22 protein-coding genes are annotated in these 15,627 nt (G+C 69.8%); 18 read left to right on the forward strand and 4 right to left on the reverse strand.

Translation table 11 applies throughout. From position 1 onward, the window contains the following. The first annotated feature begins 109 nt into the window (after nt 1–109). From ACZ6JT_RS30400 to ACZ6JT_RS30450, 11 genes are all read left to right on the forward strand, one after another. Nucleotides 110–406, forward strand: coding sequence for a gas vesicle protein GvpO (locus tag ACZ6JT_RS30400; protein WP_469214650.1), 297 nt, complete (start codon nt 110–112; stop codon nt 404–406). Nucleotides 407–487: 81 nt separating this feature from the next. After that, a complete protein-coding gene (locus ACZ6JT_RS30405; protein WP_054220558.1) occupies nt 488–925 on the forward strand; it encodes a gas vesicle structural protein GvpA in 438 nt (145 codons plus the stop codon). A gap of 3 nt (nt 926–928) precedes the next feature. Then, the gene (locus tag ACZ6JT_RS30410) at nt 929–1,642 is read left to right on the forward strand and encodes a GvpL/GvpF family gas vesicle protein (protein ID WP_469214653.1); all 714 of its coding nucleotides are present in this window, start codon (nt 929–931) and stop codon (nt 1,640–1,642) included. Between the two features lie 53 nt (nt 1,643–1,695). Next, nucleotides 1,696–1,953, forward strand: a complete 258-nt coding sequence (locus ACZ6JT_RS30415; RefSeq protein ID WP_469214655.1) for a gas vesicle protein GvpG — start codon at nt 1,696–1,698, stop codon at nt 1,951–1,953. Between the two features lie 40 nt (nt 1,954–1,993). Next, nucleotides 1,994–2,608 carry a hypothetical protein gene (locus tag ACZ6JT_RS30420; protein ID WP_469214657.1) on the forward strand — a complete coding sequence of 205 codons (615 nt, stop codon included), beginning with the start codon at nt 1,994–1,996 and terminating at the stop codon, nt 2,606–2,608. Further along, nucleotides 2,601–3,779, forward strand: coding sequence for an SRPBCC family protein (locus tag ACZ6JT_RS30425; RefSeq protein ID WP_469214659.1), 1,179 nt, complete (start codon nt 2,601–2,603; stop codon nt 3,777–3,779). The genes ACZ6JT_RS30420 and ACZ6JT_RS30425 overlap by 8 nt, the downstream gene beginning before the upstream one ends. 88 nt (nt 3,780–3,867) lie before the next feature. Next, nucleotides 3,868–4,251, forward strand: a complete 384-nt coding sequence (locus ACZ6JT_RS30430) for a gas vesicle protein (protein WP_469214662.1) — start codon at nt 3,868–3,870, stop codon at nt 4,249–4,251. Continuing rightward, nucleotides 4,248–5,192: a GvpL/GvpF family gas vesicle protein gene (locus ACZ6JT_RS30435; RefSeq protein WP_469214666.1), complete on the forward strand. Its 945-nt coding sequence runs from the start codon at nt 4,248–4,250 to the stop codon at nt 5,190–5,192. The genes ACZ6JT_RS30430 and ACZ6JT_RS30435 overlap by 4 nt, the downstream gene beginning before the upstream one ends. Beyond that, the gene (locus tag ACZ6JT_RS30440) at nt 5,189–5,461 is read left to right on the forward strand and encodes a gas vesicle protein (RefSeq protein ID WP_469214668.1); all 273 of its coding nucleotides are present in this window, start codon (nt 5,189–5,191) and stop codon (nt 5,459–5,461) included. Before ACZ6JT_RS30435 ends, ACZ6JT_RS30440 begins: the two co-directional genes overlap by 4 nt. Continuing rightward, a complete protein-coding gene (locus ACZ6JT_RS30445; protein ID WP_469214670.1) occupies nt 5,458–5,790 on the forward strand; it encodes a gas vesicle protein K in 333 nt (110 codons plus the stop codon). The genes ACZ6JT_RS30440 and ACZ6JT_RS30445 overlap by 4 nt, the downstream gene beginning before the upstream one ends. A gap of 72 nt (nt 5,791–5,862) precedes the next feature. Further along, nucleotides 5,863–6,297, forward strand: coding sequence for a hypothetical protein (locus ACZ6JT_RS30450; RefSeq protein ID WP_469214671.1), 435 nt, complete (start codon nt 5,863–5,865; stop codon nt 6,295–6,297). A 131-nt stretch (nt 6,298–6,428) separates the two neighbouring features. Here the strand turns inward: ACZ6JT_RS30450 and ACZ6JT_RS30455 are convergent, their stop codons facing one another. After that, a complete protein-coding gene (locus ACZ6JT_RS30455; protein ID WP_469214672.1) occupies nt 6,429–6,779 on the reverse strand; it encodes a PRC-barrel domain containing protein in 351 nt (116 codons plus the stop codon). Nucleotides 6,780–6,958: 179 nt separating this feature from the next. Beyond that, a complete protein-coding gene (locus tag ACZ6JT_RS30460; protein ID WP_469214673.1) occupies nt 6,959–7,960 on the reverse strand; it encodes a PHP domain-containing protein in 1,002 nt (333 codons plus the stop codon). Between the two features lie 465 nt (nt 7,961–8,425). Here ACZ6JT_RS30460 and ACZ6JT_RS30465 point away from each other — a divergent pair, with 465 nt between their 5' ends. The 3 genes from ACZ6JT_RS30465 to ACZ6JT_RS30475 all read left to right on the forward strand — a co-directional run bounded on the left by ACZ6JT_RS30465 (nt 8,426) and on the right by ACZ6JT_RS30475 (nt 9,955). Next, nucleotides 8,426–8,839, forward strand: coding sequence for a CBS domain-containing protein (locus ACZ6JT_RS30465; protein ID WP_469214674.1), 414 nt, complete (start codon nt 8,426–8,428; stop codon nt 8,837–8,839). A gap of 50 nt (nt 8,840–8,889) precedes the next feature. Continuing rightward, nucleotides 8,890–9,099, forward strand: coding sequence for a hypothetical protein (locus ACZ6JT_RS30470; protein WP_469214675.1), 210 nt, complete (start codon nt 8,890–8,892; stop codon nt 9,097–9,099). 391 nt (nt 9,100–9,490) lie between these two features. Further along, nucleotides 9,491–9,955 carry a DUF6098 family protein gene (locus ACZ6JT_RS30475; RefSeq protein WP_469214676.1) on the forward strand — a complete coding sequence of 155 codons (465 nt, stop codon included), beginning with the start codon at nt 9,491–9,493 and terminating at the stop codon, nt 9,953–9,955. A gap of 219 nt (nt 9,956–10,174) precedes the next feature. Here ACZ6JT_RS30475 and ACZ6JT_RS30480 read toward each other — a convergent pair whose 3' ends face one another. Both ACZ6JT_RS30480 and ACZ6JT_RS30485 read right to left on the reverse strand, forming a co-directional pair. Then, on the reverse strand, nt 10,175–10,516 hold the full coding sequence (locus ACZ6JT_RS30480; RefSeq protein ID WP_469214677.1) for a DUF5713 family protein: 342 nt from the start codon (nt 10,514–10,516) through the stop codon (nt 10,175–10,177). 9 nt (nt 10,517–10,525) lie between these two features. Continuing rightward, a complete protein-coding gene (locus tag ACZ6JT_RS30485; RefSeq protein WP_469214678.1) occupies nt 10,526–11,218 on the reverse strand; it encodes an HAD family hydrolase in 693 nt (230 codons plus the stop codon). Nucleotides 11,219–11,565: 347 nt separating this feature from the next. On the opposite strand from ACZ6JT_RS30485, the gene ACZ6JT_RS30490 reads away from it, so the two are divergent. The 4 genes from ACZ6JT_RS30490 (at nt 11,566) to ctaD (ending at nt 15,619) form a co-directional block, all read left to right on the forward strand. Then, nucleotides 11,566–12,252 carry a hypothetical protein gene (locus ACZ6JT_RS30490; RefSeq protein WP_469214679.1) on the forward strand — a complete coding sequence of 229 codons (687 nt, stop codon included), beginning with the start codon at nt 11,566–11,568 and terminating at the stop codon, nt 12,250–12,252. Nucleotide 12,253: 1 nt separating this feature from the next. Then, a complete protein-coding gene (locus ACZ6JT_RS30495; RefSeq protein ID WP_469214680.1) occupies nt 12,254–12,709 on the forward strand; it encodes a phage holin family protein in 456 nt (151 codons plus the stop codon). Beyond that, the gene (locus tag ACZ6JT_RS30500) at nt 12,685–13,362 is read left to right on the forward strand and encodes a DUF3618 domain-containing protein (protein ID WP_469214682.1); all 678 of its coding nucleotides are present in this window, start codon (nt 12,685–12,687) and stop codon (nt 13,360–13,362) included. The genes ACZ6JT_RS30495 and ACZ6JT_RS30500 overlap by 25 nt, the downstream gene beginning before the upstream one ends. Nucleotides 13,363–13,879: 517 nt before the next feature. Beyond that, the gene (gene ctaD, locus ACZ6JT_RS30505; protein ID WP_469214684.1) at nt 13,880–15,619 is read left to right on the forward strand and encodes an aa3-type cytochrome oxidase subunit I; all 1,740 of its coding nucleotides are present in this window, start codon (nt 13,880–13,882) and stop codon (nt 15,617–15,619) included. The last annotated feature ends 8 nt before the right edge of the window (nt 15,620–15,627 follow it).

The raw sequence follows: 15,627 nt of genomic DNA on the forward strand, positions 1-15,627 counted from the left end.
CTGTCGATCCGTCATGCATGCGGGCAGCAGGAGCGGGCAGGCGAACGTGAGTCCACACGGCGCTGGAGTTCGACTGCAGAGCCGTCGTCCATGCCTCACAGGCGGGAACATGAGCGCGACAGACGACGAGACACAAAAGACGTCCAAAAGACTCGACATCCCTACGGCGATGCGCCTCGCCACCGAGCAGCTCGCGGAGCTCCTGCGGTGCGAACCCGCTTCCGTTTCCGCGGTGAAGGCCACCGAGGACGGGTGGACGGCAGAGGTGGAGATCGTCGAACTGGAGAAGGTCCCGGACACCATGAGCGTGATGGCTTCCTATCACGTGGCCCTCGACGCCGAGGGCCGGATCGTGGCGTATGAGCGCACACGGCGCTACGCCCGGGGCCAGATCGACCGCCGCTGAGGCGGTGGCGGCGCCCGCGCTCCCCGAGAGGAGCCGTGCGCCCGTACGCGTCGACAGACGCCGAACCGAAAGGAGTTCACCGTGACACTCGTCCAACAGAGCAGCGCAACGAGCGGCGGAAGCGGCTCGGGCAATCTCTACGACGTACTGGAACTCATCCTCGACAGGGGCCTCGTGATCGACGCGTTCGTGCGCGTCTCCCTGGTCGGGATCGAGATCCTCAAGATCGATGTCCGCGTGGTCGTCGCCAGCGTGGACACCTACCTCCGCTTCGCCGAGGCGTGCAACCGCCTCGACCTGGAATCCGGGCGCAAGGCGCCCACGCAGCTCACCGACATCGTGGGCGAGATGACCGAGAACGGCGCCAAGGGAAAGTCCAAGGGCGCCCTGACCGGCGCCGTCGAGGCGATAACCGATTCCCTGCAGAGCAAGCGTGAGGAATCCGAGGAAGAGCCCCGTAAGCGGCCGGCGCGCAAGTCGACGTCCAGCCGCTCGTCCGCCGCCCGCCGGGAGGAGTAGCAGGTGCCCACCTACATCTACGCCATCACCACCAACGACCACCCCTTGCGCCTGGACGAACTCCAGGGCGTGGGCGAGGAGGCCACGCCCCTGCGGGCGGTGCGTGCCGGCGAGGTCGCCGCGGTCGTCAGCGATGCCCCCGAAGGCCTGCGCGCCAAGCGCCGCGACGTGCTGGCGCACGAGGCCGTCCTGGAGTCCCTGATGGCGGACGGGGCGACGCTGCCCATGCGCTTCGGGCTGCTCGGCCCGGACGACGACCAGGTGGCACGAGTGCTGGAGCAGGACGGCGCCGCGTACCGCAGCCGCCTGGCCGAGCTCGCCGGGCACGTCGAGTTCAACCTCAAGGCAGCCCGCGACGAGCAGGACCTGCTGCTCGAAATCGTGTCGGAATCCGACCAGATCCGGGAGCTCAACGAACGCACCCGGTCGGGATCGGCGGGGCAGGACGACCGCATCGCCCTCGGCGAGCTCGTCGCGGGCCAAGTGGCCGAACGCAACAACGAGCAGGCCCAGAAGACCCTGGAGAAGCTCGAGCCGGCGGCGGCCCGTGTCTCGCGCGCCGAGCCCGGCGCCAGTCACTTCCTCAACGCCTCGTTCCTGGTGCCGGCGGCGACCGCCGACGACTTCGTGAAGGTGGTGCGTGAGGAGGCGGACCGCCGAGGCGAGAGCTACACCCTCACCCTGACCGGACCGCTGCCCCCGTACAGCTTCGTCTGACCGGTACGCCGGCACCCGCGGGCGCCCGGCGGACCCTGAAAGGAGGCCGGCCCATGGGGCTCCTCACCACGATCCTGACCCTGCCGATGGCACCGCTGCGCGGCACGGCCTGGGTGGTCGACCAAGTGCTGCTCGCCGCGGAGCGGGAGTACTACGACCCCGCTCCCGTCCGGGAGCAGCTGGCGGCGCTCGTGGAGGACCTGGCCGAAGGCCGCGTGGACGCGGCCGAGTTCGACCGGCTCGAGGACGCTCTCCTGGACCGACTCGAAGAGATCGAGGCCTACCGAAGCCAGACGGGAAGCGGGTCATGACGAATCAGAGTGATCAAGCGAGGCGGAACGAGGTACACCGGTGATACCGAAGAACACCACGACGGCAGCCGCCCTCGTCGGGGGTTATCTCTTGGGGCGGACGAAGAAGGCCAAGATGGCCATCGGGGTGGGGATGTTCCTCGCCGGCCGCAGGCTGGACCTCGACCCACGCCGTCTCGGAAAGCTGCTGGCCGCCTCACCGGTGACGGGCGCCCTGAGCGAACAGATCCGCCGAGAGCTGTTCGAGGCCACGAAGTCGGCCGCGGCGCAGGCCCTCACCCAGCGTGCCGCAGGCCTCGCCGATTCACTGCAGCAGCGCACGCGGGCGCTGGGCCGCGACGACGCTTCCGAGGCCGACGAAGATGACGGACCCGAAACACGGAAGCGGGACGCCGAAGCCGACGACGGCTCGGGTGTAGCCGCGGACGACGGCGGGGAGCCGGACGACGCGGGCGACGACAGCCGGCGCAAGCGGTCGCGCTCGACGGCTGCGGCCAAGACCGCGGGAAAGAAGACCAGCAGCCGTGCCTCCTCGTCCAGCGGCACCTCCGGCCGCGGCACCGGTAAGTCGACGGCAGCCCGCAAGCGTACGAGCGCCCCCAAGAAGTCCACGGCCTCCCGTACGCGCAAGAGCAGGGGGGACAGCGATGAGTGACTCCGCACTCAGCAAGATCAAGAACGACGTGGTGGGAAACCCCGCCACCGACCGGCTGAAGGAGGAGCTCCGGCACTACCTCACGGCCCGTGCCGAGGACGCCGTCACCCGGCTCGGGGAGCGCATCGGCGACCGTGTGGCCCGGCTGGCCGAGCCCGGTGCCGCGAAGGGGAGCTTGCAGAAGGGCATCGCCGAAGGAGGCAAGGCCCTCGGTGAAGGGAAGTCCCCCGCGCGGGCCGCGCTCGCAGCGGGGACGTCCGCCTTCAAGGACACCCTGAAGGAAAAGGCCAAAAGCCTGGTCGGCGGTGGCCGCACGTCCGGAGGTGGCGCACCGAAGAGCGTGACGATCGTCGAGGACATCGACGTCGGCGTCCCCGTCCGCGAGGCGTACGACCAGTGGACGCAGTTCCAGGAGTTCAGCACGTTCGCCAAGGGAGTCGTCAGCGTCGAGACGGCGGACGACACCACCACCAACTGGAAGGTGAAGGTCGCCAAGTCGACCCGCAGCTGGCAGGCGAACGTAACCGAGCAGATCCCCGACGAGCGCATCGCCTGGACCACCCAGGGCGCGAAGGGGACGGTCCGCGGGGTGGTGACCTTCCACCGTCTCACCGATGACCTCACCCGCGTTCTGCTCGTCCTGGAGTACTTCCCGAAGGGCCTGTTCGAGAAGACGGGGAACATCTGGCGGGCGCAGGGCAGGCGGGCCCGGCTGGATCTCAAGCTCTACCGCAAATTCATCATGCTGCGCGGAGAGGCCACCGACGGCTGGCGGGGCGAGATCCGCGACGGCGAGGTCGTCGTCGGCCACGACGAAGCGGTCAGGGAGGAGGACCACGCCGACGGCGAGGCGGAGGGCTTCCAGGACGAGGACGCAGACGCCGAAGGCGCATTCGAGGACGACGAAGACGACGAGACCGCCGGCGAAGAACCGGACGAGGAAGACGAGTTCGACGACGAGGCCGAGGAGGATTCGGAGTACGAGGCTGAGACCTCCGACGAGGCCGCCTCGGACGAACCGGACGCCGAGGTCGACGACGCCGAGGTCGACGACGCCGCGTACGACGACGCCGAGTCCGACGAGGCCGAGGACGAGCCGGAGGCAGAGGAGGATCCCCGGCCGCGCGGATCCGGACGCCGCACCCGGCGTCGTACTCCCGTCGGCCGCTGACCGGTAAGAGCAGAGCACACGACAGAACAGGGGCGCCAACGTGTCCGAGTCCTTCGCAGGACGCCTTCCGGCCGCACCACACGCCGCAATGCCCAGTCACCACCAGGGCTCGTCCGCGAACCTCGCGGACATCCTGGAACGCGTGCTCGACAAGGGCATCGTGATCGCCGGAGACATCCAGATCAACCTGCTCGACATCGAGCTGCTGACCATCAAGCTCCGCCTGCTGGTCGCCTCGGTCGACAAGGCGAAGGAGATGGGCATCGACTGGTGGGAGCACGACCCCTCCCTCTCCTCCCGCGCCCGCCCCTCCCGTCCCGTGGACAGCGGTGGCGGGGGCGGCAGCCGGGAGGAGCTGCTGGCCGGCGAGAACGAACGCCTGCGCGCCGAGCTCGAGGGCCTGCGCTCCCGCGCCTCCCACGACCAGCAGCCACAGACGGAGATCCGCGAGCGGACGGAGGAGACGCGGTGAGAACACCGGACCAGACCTGGAAGGCCGCCGACGCCCCTCCCCGCGAGACCGGGACCGAGACAGAGGCCGAGGCCGTCGCCCGGCCGGTGGGGGAGTGGGCCGGCGCCCACGCCCCCATGGCCTACGTGTACGGCGTCGGCCGGGACGGGGAGAAGCTTCACGCTCTCGCCCGCTCGGCGACCGGCGTTGACGGCCACGCCGTCGCAATCGTCTCCGCGGGCGGCCTCGTCGCCCTGGTGTCGGCCGTGCCGGCCGACGCCTTCGACGAGAGCGCCCTGTCGCACCGCCTGGGGGACCTCGGCAGGCTGGAGGAGCTGGCCCGAGCCCACCACGCCGTGGTGGACGCAGCTTTCGCCGAGGCGGTGTTCCTCCCGCTCCGGCTGGCCACCGTCTACCTCGACGAGCGCCGGGTTGCCGACATGCTCCTCGAACACCGTGACCGGTTCGCCCAACTGCTGGCGTGGCTCGACGGCCACGTCGAGCTCGGAGTGAAGGTCCACGTCGATCCGGCCGCCGCCGCGGCGCAGGCCACCCCCGCAGAGACCGCAGAGGCTGCAAAGACCGCAGAGACCGCAGAGCCGCCGGCGCCGAGCCCGGGCCGCGCCTACCTGCAGCAGCGCAGGCGGAAACGGCACAGCACCGAGGACCTGTACCGTGCCGCCGGCGCGGTCGCGGAGGAGGTCGCGCACGCCGCGCGGACCCTCGCGACGGCGTCCGTCGTGCACCGCCCGCAGCAGGGCGAGCTGTCCGGCCGACGCGAGACCAACATCGCCAACTGCGCCTATCTCGTGCCCGCCGACGCCGAAGAGCGCTTCCGCCAGGCAGTGCACGCGGCAGCGCGGCCTGCCGCCGGGGTGCAGGTGGAGGTAACCGGACCCTGGGCTCCGTACTCGTTCGCGACTCCCGCCCCGGACCCACGGGCGGAGGGGGCGTCGCGATGAGCACACCGTTCCCGAGCCACGGCTCCCCCGAGTCGCCAGAACGACTGTCCGGCCCGCCGGTGGCCCTCATCGACCTCCTGGACCGCCTACTGACCGGCGGCGCCGTCCTGACCGGGGACCTCGTCCTCTCCATCGCCGATGTGGACCTGGTCCACATCAACCTACGCGCGGTCATCAGGTCGATCACCGCAGACGAGCCCGCCCCCTGGGCGCTCACCCCCGGCGCCGACGCCTCCTTCGTCGCCCGCACGCCAGTGCCCAGGAGGTGAGCACAGTGGAAGACCCGCAAACGACCCACGGCGGCAACGCCGTGGCGCAACGGCTTTCGGTCGACCCCGACACGGTCGAACGCGACCTGATCAAGCTCGTACTCACCATCGTCGAGCTGCTGCGCCAGCTGATGGAACGCACGGCCGTACACCGCGTCGATCAGGGTGATCTCGCCGAGGACGAGGAAGAGCGCATCGGCATGACGCTGATGATCCTGCATGAACGGATGGAAGAACTGTGCGACCGGTACGGCCTGACCATGGACGATCTCAACCTGGATCTGGGCCCCTTGGGCTCACTTCTCCCGCGTGCTTTCCCCAGCCAGTGAAAAGCGGTCCGCGGACGCTTTCAACGGAACACCCCCCGTTTCATCGGCCCACCACAGGAAAGAAGGAATGTCATGACTGAATCGAACGGAAGCGCCAAGACTTCCAGCAATAACACCACCCGGAAATCGCCCGCCAAGCGTGCCGCATCGACCGCGAAACGCGCCGAGTCGCAGGCCACCAAGACGGCGACCGACACCGCGGCCTCTGCCCGAGATGCCCAGGAGGCGGCGACCACAGGCCTCCAGTCCGCGGGCGAGGCGACGAAAAACGCCGGCCGAGCGGTCGCCGGCGGTCTGCAGACCGGCCAGAAGGCCGTAGCGGCGCACGCCGCCAAGGCAGCCACGGCGGCCACGGCCGCATGGACAGTCGTCAAGAACAGGAAGGTGATCGCCGCGAGCGCGGCCGCGGGTCTCGTCGGCGTGGCCGGCACTGCGTTCGCCCTCGGGCGCTCGACGGCCAAGCCCCCGGTCGGGCCGCTGACCAAGCTCATGGGCGGCCGGATCTGACCAGGCCACAGACCGGCGCACGGGCCAACGCCTACCGATCCGCTCCGTCCCTCGGAGCGGATCGGCGTCGTCTGCCCAGCTGCTTCCCAGCAGCCTCCGCCGGCCCGGGCCCTCAGGGGGCGTGGTGCCGCTCAGCAGGGTCCGGCCTTCCAGTAGTACTGCACGATGTCCTCCCGGTACTCCGGGTCCCCGCGGTGGTGGTCGGGCAGGAACTGAGGCGCGTCCTCCACCTGCCCCCTGCTCAGGCTCAGATGGAGCGTGCGCCTCTCACGGTCGATCCGCGTCACCGCGCCCGCCGGAATCAACAGTCTGCCGAGAATCCATCCGCCCGCGTCCACCACCAGGAACGCGTTTCCCGTCTCATCGGAATGCTCGTCCACTTCGCCGATGTGCCCATCAGCCGCATCGACCCCCCATCCGGTCAGGTCGATGCCGGCCAGCTCACCGCACGACGAGTCAAAACTCCACCGATCGTCCGTCATTGCCGAAACTCCTCTATGTCTCGAAAAGCCGCTGCCGTTCTCCGAATGGGCACGCAGGACAGGGCCTCCGGAATCGGCGGTACGGCGCGCCCCTCGTCTGCCCTTTCCCACCCTGCTCACGCCGGAGCCACGGCTCAAATCGTCGAGTGGCGCGCTGGCTCGGGCAGGAGGCGGAGGGATCACTGGCGGCGGCTCCGGCTGTTCAGCAACCGTTCGATCGGCCAGCTCGTGATGAGGCGGTCGGCGCCCAGGCCGATGCGTGCCGCGCGGGCGTAGCCCGTGCTCTGCCAGTGCAGTTGGTCGGGGGCGTGGGCGTCGGTGTCCACGGCGAAGCGGCAGCCTGCGGCGGCGGCCTGCTCGAGGAGGTCGTCCGGGGGGTCGCGGCGTTCGGGCCGGCAGTTGATCTCCACCGCCGTATCGGCTTCCGCGCACGCGGCGAACACGGCCTGGGCGTCGAAGCGGGACTGCGGGCGTCCCCGGCCGGTGATGATGCGTCCTGTGCAGTGGCCCAGGACGTCGACGTGCGGGTTGCGGACCGCGGCCACCATGCGGGCGGTCATGGCTTCGGGTTCCGAGCGGAGCTTGGAGTGCACGGACGCCACGACGATGTCGAGCCGGCCGAGGAGGCCGTCGTCCTGGTCGAGTGAGCCGTCGTCGAGGATGTCGCACTCGATACCGGTGAGCAGGCGAAAATCCGGGCCCAGTCTGGAATTCACGGCGGCCACGGCCTCCAGTTGACTTTCAAGCCGCTCGCGGCTCAGTCCGTGGGCGATGGTCAGCCGTGGCGAGTGATCGGTCAGAACGGCCCACTGGTGCCCCAGGGAGCGCGCGGCATCGGCCATGTCCTCGAGCGGGCTGCCGCCGTCCGACCAGTCGGAGTGCAGGTGACAGTCCCCGGTACTTCCCGCCGCGAGGTCCCACCCGGCGCGGGCGCCCGGATCGGCTTCGGCCTCCAGGCGGGCCAGGTAGCGCGGCACTGATCCGGTCGAGGCCTGGGCGATCACCTCGGCGGTCACCGGCCCCACCCCGGGTAGCCGTCGGGCGCGGTCGGCGTCCACCGCGCCCGGTGGCAGCTCGCGGACGGCGTCGGCCGCCGTGTGGAAGGCCCGCACCCGGTACGGGGACGCACCGCGCCATTCGAGGAGGAAGGCGATCCGGCGCAGCGCTTCGTCGGGATCCATGCCTCCAGTCTCGTCCCGTACGGGGGAAGCGCACCCACGCGGCCCGACGGGACGCGCGTGCCCGCGCCGACCGGAGCCGTATGCGCCGGGGACGTACTCGGCCCCCCCTCCGGCCTCGTCGGCACCGACTACAGCGCCGTACGGTGGAAGCAGGCGGCAGAGGACGGCCCCGCCGCCTGACAGCCCCCGTCCTCCCCCTGCGGGGCCCGCATGCTGCTCCTCCCGCTCGGGGCTGCAGCCCCCAAGCCCACGCGGACGAGGACCGCCTTGCCGCACCGCCCCTGTACTGGGCACGGGCGGCCCACCTGCCACCCGTCCCGCTCCGAGGCACGCAGGGCCGACGGCCCCGGCCCCACCGAACCGTCCGGAAACGGCCCACCCCGACCAGCCGAAGAACGCGTGGGGGGTGGGAGATGGGGCAGGCGCTCCGTGAAGGAACCTTCTCCGAGATGAAAGGTGGCTGTGATGACCACCGCGCGCGACATCATGACTCCGGAACCCGAATGCATCGACGCCGAGTCAACCGTCCTGGAGGCGGCGCAGAAGCTGGCACGCCTCGACGTCGGCGCACTGCCCATCTGCGGCACCGACCACAAGCTGAAGGGCATGCTCACCGACCGGGACATCGTCATCAAGGTCCTCGCCGCAGGGAAGGACCCCGCCACCTGCACAGCGGGCGAACTCGCGCAGGGTGAGGCCGTCACGATCGGCGCCGACGACGACGCCTCCGAGATCCTCCACACCATGACCGAGCACCATGTGCGCCGACTGCCCGTCATCGACGGCCACAACCTCGTCGGCATCGTCGCCCAAGCCGACGTGGCCCGAGCCCTTCCCGACCCCCAGGTCGGCGACCTCCTGGAAGCCATCTCCAGCTGACCACCGCGGCAAGAGCACCGTGTGATGTAGACGCAGAGGATCGGAGCGAGATGAGCAGGCAGAGCAAGCAGCACGGCCGGACCACGACCCCTCCCTCGCAGGCGCCCGGCGAGAGCGGCGACGAGGAAGCCCGCAAGGAAGCGGACGAGGCGGCGCTCGCCGAGACGAACGAGGGCGAGGCCGGAGACGCACTCACCCCGAACAGCGGTGCGCAGCGCCGTGCTGCCGAGAAGACCGGAGATGCCGGGATGCCCGAATAGCGGAGCCGGGTACGACGGGACGCGGAGCCAGGTGTCCCGCTCGGCGCGCCTGCGCCAGCCCCCGCTGCCGCCCTGCTGGGAACTGCAAGCGGGGGAGGCGCAGGTGGCCTCTAACCTCCTGGCCCACCTACAGAAGCACCTCCGTCTCCGGGAAGGTGCGGGCTGCTCTCAGAGCCGGCGACACCCCGTAACGGTGTGGCCGATCGATAAGGGGCCGGTCCTCACGACCATGATCGCGATGCCCTACTGAGCGGTCCGACTGAGCGACGACGCCCGCTCGCCGTCTGGGGTCGGCAAGCCCATCCGAACGGCTCCCGGCAGGGAACCGCGCGCTCGAAGCGGCGGATCGGCGCAGGGTATGACGCCAACGGGCTCGGGGTAGGCGCCCGGCATGTACGACGAAAGCCCTTCGAAGCTCATGCCACAGGTCGGCTCGCTCGATGAGCTGACCGGCCTGCTCGCGGGACGGTCCGGCGCATACGTGCGGTGGTCGATGGGCCCCGCGGCGGACCTGCCCTCGGTCAGCAGCCGCGACGACCTCACCGGCATCGCGATGCCGGGGCTGTCGGCGAGCGCCCTGGACGTCGAGCCCTGGTGGGGAGAGCGTCCGCTACGCCTGTGGATCGCACGCCGCCTGTACGACTACGCCCATCTGCCCGAGGTCAAGGACAGGCGGGTCCGCCCATGGCTGCTGCTCGGCACCGAGACCGGCCGCGGCCCCGACAACGAGCCTCTGGTGACCGACGTCGTGCCGCTGGGATGGGTGGACCAGGCGGTGATCGAGGAAGCCACCCGCGAGGTCGAGGCGCAGCCCGGCGGCTGGGGGCCTCTGGACCGCACCGGGCACCGGGTTTGAGGCAGCCCGCAGCCAGGGCGACCTACAGAAGGAACCGCCGGGTGGCATCCGCAACGAGCCCCTGATCATGGGCTCGGAAGATCACGCGGCGGGTTCACCAGAAGCTCGCAGACACCGCGCTGTCGCCACACGATACGACAAGCTCGCCGTCCGCTACGAGGCGACCGTGCTGTCGCGGCTCTCAACGCGGGGCTTTGACCAGCGGGGGCTTCCCCTCGTTCACCAGTCCCGGCCTGCGGTCAACTTCTCCGCATCCGCGTCCGTGAACCCATAAGCCGACGCGACGAAGCAAAACTCGTCACAGATCCACTCCCGCGCAACCGTCTCGATCCCGCTCCGGGCTGCTACGAACTCCCCGTCCAGCAGGTTGAACTTCTCCGTCGCAGACTCGGTGAGCACATACAAGGTATCCAGGTCCGACGGCTGCTCATCCTCGATGCGCTCGCACAGCCGCAGCAGGATCGCCTTCCCCCGATCGACCACGTGATCAGGGAAGTACGAATCGTCGTACATCTGCCGCAGGAAGTCGTGTCCCGCTACCTGTTGGTTTGTGATCGGCATGGTGCTTTGTCAGATCTTGGGGGTGGGCAGTGCTTGGTGGAGGAGAGTGGGCTGCCGTTCCGCGATGAGGCTCGGCAGCTGGCGCATGTCGGAGAAGATGACGGTGTTGTGGCCTTCGAGGCGTTCGGCCAAGGTGAGTCCGCCGGCGTAGCCGAAGGCTCGCATGCCGGCGGCGCGGGCAGCGTGGATGCCGGGCTGGCTGTCCTCGACCACCACGCAGGTTTCAGGATCGACGCCCATCTGCTGGGCGGCGTACAGGAACAGGTCGGGGGCGGGCTTGCCGCGGGAGACTTCAGTGGAACTGTAGATGCGGCCTGCGAAGCGTTCGTAGAGCCCGGTGCGGCCCAGGGTGTGCCGCATCTTGTCGTGGGAGCCGCTGGAGGCGACGCACGTCGGCAGCGTGAGCGCGTCGAGTGCTTCCGGCAGGCCGTCGACCGGGGCAAGCCCGGCGTCCACGGCCTCCCGGTGGAGTTGCTCGAACCTCTCCGACCAGATCGCGGCCGTGTCCGGGCCGAGCTTGGCGGCCACCTGCTCACGAATGGCGGCGTGTGAGCGCCCGATGAACCGGTCCACGACCTCGTCCTCGGTCAGCGGCCACCCGAGCTCGGCTCCGAGGGCGACCTGGACACGGGCGGCGATGCGCTCGCTGTCGACCAACACGCCGTCGCAGTCGAATATGACGAGTTCAATCGGCTTGATCATTCCCGCAGCATAGGCCCTGCCGCTCACGCTGCGACGGCATCCTGGCGCTCGCCCAGGACGCCGTCATTGAACCGGCGCCGGAGCCGCCCAGGGCGACGAGGGAGCACCCCTCAGGTCGGGAAGGCCGGCCCGGCGGCCGGGCGCTGGTGCGGCCCGCCGCGGGCGCTGGTTCGGGATCGGTGGCGGGACCTGGTGACGGCCGCGGCCGCACGGCACAGGCCGCCGGGGTTCGGCCGGGGCCCTCGATATCGCATATGAGTCATTTCGGATTAATTCGGGCGGATGGGGTGCCCGAAGCAGGGCAGGCGCTCCGTGAAACGTCGGAACGCGATGCACCAGGAGGAGCCTTGAGTGACTTCCAGAACGCGAGCCGCCCGGACGGGAGCGGGACGGCGGCCGCAGCAGCACAGACCGTTCAGGACAAGGCCGGTGAGGGAGCCTCGCTGGTCGGTGAAAAGGCCGCCGAGGTAGGCGGTACGGCCAGGGAACAGGCGGCCCATGTCGTGGGCGAGGCCACCACGCAGGCCCGTGACCTCGTAGGGGAGCTGCGTACACAGCTCACCGGCCAGGCCGAGACGCAGACGCAACGGCTGGCGGAGAACGTGCGCCGGCTTTCGGACGAACTTCGGGAGCTGGGTGAGAACGGCAAGCCGGAGTCGACCATGGCGGGCGTCGCCCGGCAAATTGCCGACGGTGGACGCCAGATGGCCGATCACGTGGAGAAGCGGGGCCCCGACGGGCTGGTCACCGACCTGCAGAACTTCGCCCGCCGACGCCCCGGGGTCTTCCTCGCCGGCGCGGCCGTGGCCGGGTTCGTCGTCGCGCGGGCCGGCAAGGGGGTGAGCGCGGCAGCCTCGACGCAGAGCCCCGGCGGCTCGGACAACGGCCGCGGTGCGGATACCGCCGCCATGGTCACCAGGCCCTCCACGGGGCAGGGTGAACCCCCGGGGGCCATGCCGACGCCGCCGTCCTACCCGCCGAACGGAGCCCCCGTCCGAGGCACCGGCTCGACGGGGCCTGAGGAAGGGTTCTGACATGGCCCTCTCCTCCCACGAACGGCCCGTGGCGCCCGCCCGGCCCCCCGCTCCGCCCCCCTTCCCGCCCGCGACGCCGACCGAGCCGTCGCTCGGAGACCTCGTCGGTGAGATCGGCCAGGACCTGTCCCAGCTGGTCCGGGATGAGATCGAGCTGGCCAAGGCCGAGATGAAGCAGGAGTCCGCCAAGGCGGGCAAGGCGGTCGGCATGCTGGGCGGAGCGGGTTACGCCGGGCACGCGGTGCTGCTGTTCGGCAGCCTGACCGTGGTCTTCGCCCTGGCCAACGTCATGGATCCAGCTTGGGCCGCGCTGATCGTCACCGCCGTGTGGGCGGTCGTCGGCGCCGTGCTGTACACGAAGGGGCGCGAGCGACTGCGCACGGTCAACCTCAAACCCGAGCAGACGGTGGACACCTTGAAGGAGGACGCCCGATGGGCACGACACCTGAAGAGCTGAGGCTCGACATGGAGTACCGGCGAGCACACCTCTCGCGCAATGTGGACCGCCTGGCGGACCGGATGACGCCGAGCAGGGTGGCCCGCCGCAAGGTCGGCTCCATGCGCGACCACGTGAGCGGAGTGAAGGAGCGCGTGATGGGTACTGCACAGGACGCCGCGCACGGCACCTCCGCGAGCCTGCACCAGGCCGCGGACAGCGCGACGGAAACGGCCAAGGAGATCGGCAGCGACGTACAGCAGGCCGTCCAGCAAGCCCCGGCCCAGGTGAAGCGCCAGACGCAGGGCAGTCCGCTCGCGGCCGGCCTGATGGCCTTCGGTGCCGGGATGCTCGCGGCTGCCCTCCTTCCGACCACCGAGATCGAAGAACAGGCCGGCCGGCATCTGCGCGAGCACCCGGACGCACTGCTGGAACCGGTCAAGCAGACCGCCCTTGATGCCGCCCAGGAAGTCCGGGAGGAGATGAAGGAGCCGGTCCAGGAAGCCATGGAATCCGTCAAGGACACGGCACAGGAGGCAGTGGCCACGACCACCGAGCACGCACAGAGCGCCAGCCGGGAAACGGCCGACGAACTGCGCGAGGTCGGTCGGGAGACCGCCGCCGAGATGCGCACGGACCCTGGCGCCCCGGGCGCCCAGCGCCCGCCCGCTTAGCAAGGTGCCCAGCGACGGCGCCGTCATCGCCGAGAGCAGGACCGTGCCGACCGCCGGGAGGGGGAGGCCCGCGCACTCGCCTCGGACTTCCCTCGCACCCGGTTCGGTCCTGTGCCGCCCGCCCGATACATGGCGTCGGCACGGGGCGGGCGGTCGTTGTAGGCGTCGTCGACCTGCCGACCAGCGCGCGTACCACTTAGCGGGGGTGCTCGGAGGGGGTCTTACGCAGGAGGCCGGGGAGGCGACATCGAGGGAGTCCACAGGGCGGCGGCCTCGGCCGCCGCCTCACCGATCGCCGAGCGGACCCCACCAAGGACGCGTGATCCGGCAGCGCGGCCGAGGCCGACCGACGCCCGTGCGGGCGCACATCGGTTGCATTGCGTGAGCCAACCGGGTCACTGACCAGCCTCCTCGTAGTCAGTCGTCACTTTCCGTAGTACATGTGGAAGTCGCGCGTAAGAGGCTGCGCGAGTAGCGACGCGTGATCCGACCATGCCCGCGAACAAGGGAACCGTCCGTGGCGACATCGACCGAGCCCGTCACTCCGATCCCCGTACGGGGCCGCTCGTGGGGGAGCGTGGTCGTCACCTGGGTGACGACCACCGACCACAAGAAGATCGGCCACCTGTACCTGATCGCCTCGTTCGGCTTCTTCGTCATCGGCGGTGTGCTGGCGCTGTTGCTGCGCGCGGAGCTCGCCCGGCCGGGCATGCAGATCGTTTCCAACGAGCAGTACAACCAGGTGTTCACGCTGCACGGCACGATCATGCTGCTGTTCTTCGCGACGCCGACCTTCGCCGGGTTCGCCAACGCGATCATGCCGTTGCAGATCGGGGCTCCCGACGTGGCGTTCCCGCGGCTGAACATGCTGTCGTTCTGGCTGTTCCTGTTCGGCGGGACCATCGTCGTGGCCAGCCTGTTCACCACGCAGGGGGCGGCAGACTTCGGCTGGACCGCGTACACGCCGCTCAGCGGGGGCGAGCGCACCCCTTACGTGGGTGGCGATATGTGGATCATGGGCTTGGCGCTGTCCGGCTTCGGCACGATCCTCGGCTCGGTCAACTTCGCCACGACCATCATCTGCATGCGCATGCCCGGCATGACGATGTTCCGGATGCCGATCTTCACCTGGAACATCCTGCTCACCTCGGTGCTGGTGCTCTTCGCCTTCCCCGTCCTCGCCGCGGCCCTGCTCGTCCTGGAGGCCGACCGCCGTTTCGGCGCGCAGGTGTTCGATCCGGACAACGGCGGCGCGCTGCTGTGGCAGCACCTCTTCTGGTTCTTCGGGCACCCCGAGGTCTACATCATCGCCCTGCCGTTCTTCGGCATCGTCACCGAGATCTTCCCCGTCTTCTCCCGCAAGCCGCTCTTCGGCTACCTCGGTCTGATCGGGGCGACGATCGCGATCTCCGGGCTCTCGCTGACCGTGTGGGCGCACCACATGTTCGCGACCGGCGCCGTACTGCTGCCGTTCTTCTCCTTCATGACGTTCCTGATCGCGGTGCCCACCGGGGTGAAGTTCTTCAACTGGATCGGCACGATGTGGAAGGGATCCATCTCGTTCGAGACACCGATGCTCTGGTCCATCGGCTTCCTGGTGACGTTCCTCTTCGGCGGCCTGACCGGCATCATCCTGGCCTCCCCGCCCATGGACTTCCACGTCACCGACTCCTACTTCGTGGTGGCGCACTTCCACTACGTGGTCTTCGGGACGGTCGTCTTCGCCATGTTCGCCGGGTTCTACTTCTGGTGGCCCAAGATGACCGGCACCATGCTCGACGAGCGCCTCGGGAAGATCCACTTCTGGACCCTCTTCATCGGCTTCCACATGACCTTCCTGGTCCAGCACTGGCTCGGCGCCGAAGGCATGCCCCGCCGTTACGCCGACTACCTCGCCGCCGACGGCTTCACCCTGCTCAACAGCCTCTCCTCGATCGGCGCCTTCGTCCTGGGCCTGTCCACCCTGCCCTTCTTCTACAACGTGTGGAAGACGGCCAAGTTCGCGCCCCGCGTGGACGTGGACGACCCGTGGGGCTACGGCCGCTCCCTGGAATGGGCCACCTCCTGCCCCCCGCCCCGGCACAACTTCGTCACCCTGCCGCGCGTGCGGTCGGAGTCCCCGGCCTTCGACCTCCACCACCCGGAAATCGCCGCCTTCGACTACTCCGGCGACCACAAACGCGACGTCGTGGACCAGGACAAGGCCTCCGCCCCTCGCGGGTCCGTGCGCGGCAAGGGCCCGGAGCAGCCCCAGTAGGAGGCGGC

This window comes from Streptomyces sp. NPDC046308 (genome assembly GCF_055588065.1).

Bases quoted from the DNA above. Each gene is read 5' to 3' on its own strand.
- ACZ6JT_RS30400 (WP_469214650.1), top strand. From the start codon at position 110: ATGAGCGCGACAGACGACGAGACACAAAAGACGTCCAAAAGACTCGAC.
- ACZ6JT_RS30415 (WP_469214655.1), top strand. From the start codon at position 1,696: ATGGGGCTCCTCACCACGATCCTGACCCTGCCGATGGCACCGCTGCGC.
- ACZ6JT_RS30425 (WP_469214659.1), top strand. From the start codon at position 2,601: ATGAGTGACTCCGCACTCAGCAAGATCAAGAACGACGTGGTGGGAAAC.
- ACZ6JT_RS30430 (WP_469214662.1), top strand. From the start codon at position 3,868: ATGCCCAGTCACCACCAGGGCTCGTCCGCGAACCTCGCGGACATCCTG.
- ACZ6JT_RS30440 (WP_469214668.1), top strand. From the start codon at position 5,189: ATGAGCACACCGTTCCCGAGCCACGGCTCCCCCGAGTCGCCAGAACGA.
- ACZ6JT_RS30450 (WP_469214671.1), top strand. From the start codon at position 5,863: ATGACTGAATCGAACGGAAGCGCCAAGACTTCCAGCAATAACACCACC.
- ACZ6JT_RS30455 (WP_469214672.1), bottom strand. From the start codon at position 6,779: ATGACGGACGATCGGTGGAGTTTTGACTCGTCGTGCGGTGAGCTGGCC.
- ACZ6JT_RS30460 (WP_469214673.1), bottom strand. From the start codon at position 7,960: ATGGATCCCGACGAAGCGCTGCGCCGGATCGCCTTCCTCCTCGAATGG.
- ACZ6JT_RS30465 (WP_469214674.1), top strand. From the start codon at position 8,426: ATGACCACCGCGCGCGACATCATGACTCCGGAACCCGAATGCATCGAC.
- ACZ6JT_RS30470 (WP_469214675.1), top strand. From the start codon at position 8,890: ATGAGCAGGCAGAGCAAGCAGCACGGCCGGACCACGACCCCTCCCTCG.
- ACZ6JT_RS30475 (WP_469214676.1), top strand. From the start codon at position 9,491: ATGTACGACGAAAGCCCTTCGAAGCTCATGCCACAGGTCGGCTCGCTC.
- ACZ6JT_RS30480 (WP_469214677.1), bottom strand. From the start codon at position 10,516: ATGCCGATCACAAACCAACAGGTAGCGGGACACGACTTCCTGCGGCAG.
- ACZ6JT_RS30485 (WP_469214678.1), bottom strand. From the start codon at position 11,218: ATGATCAAGCCGATTGAACTCGTCATATTCGACTGCGACGGCGTGTTG.
- ACZ6JT_RS30495 (WP_469214680.1), top strand. From the start codon at position 12,254: ATGGCCCTCTCCTCCCACGAACGGCCCGTGGCGCCCGCCCGGCCCCCC.
- ACZ6JT_RS30500 (WP_469214682.1), top strand. From the start codon at position 12,685: ATGGGCACGACACCTGAAGAGCTGAGGCTCGACATGGAGTACCGGCGA.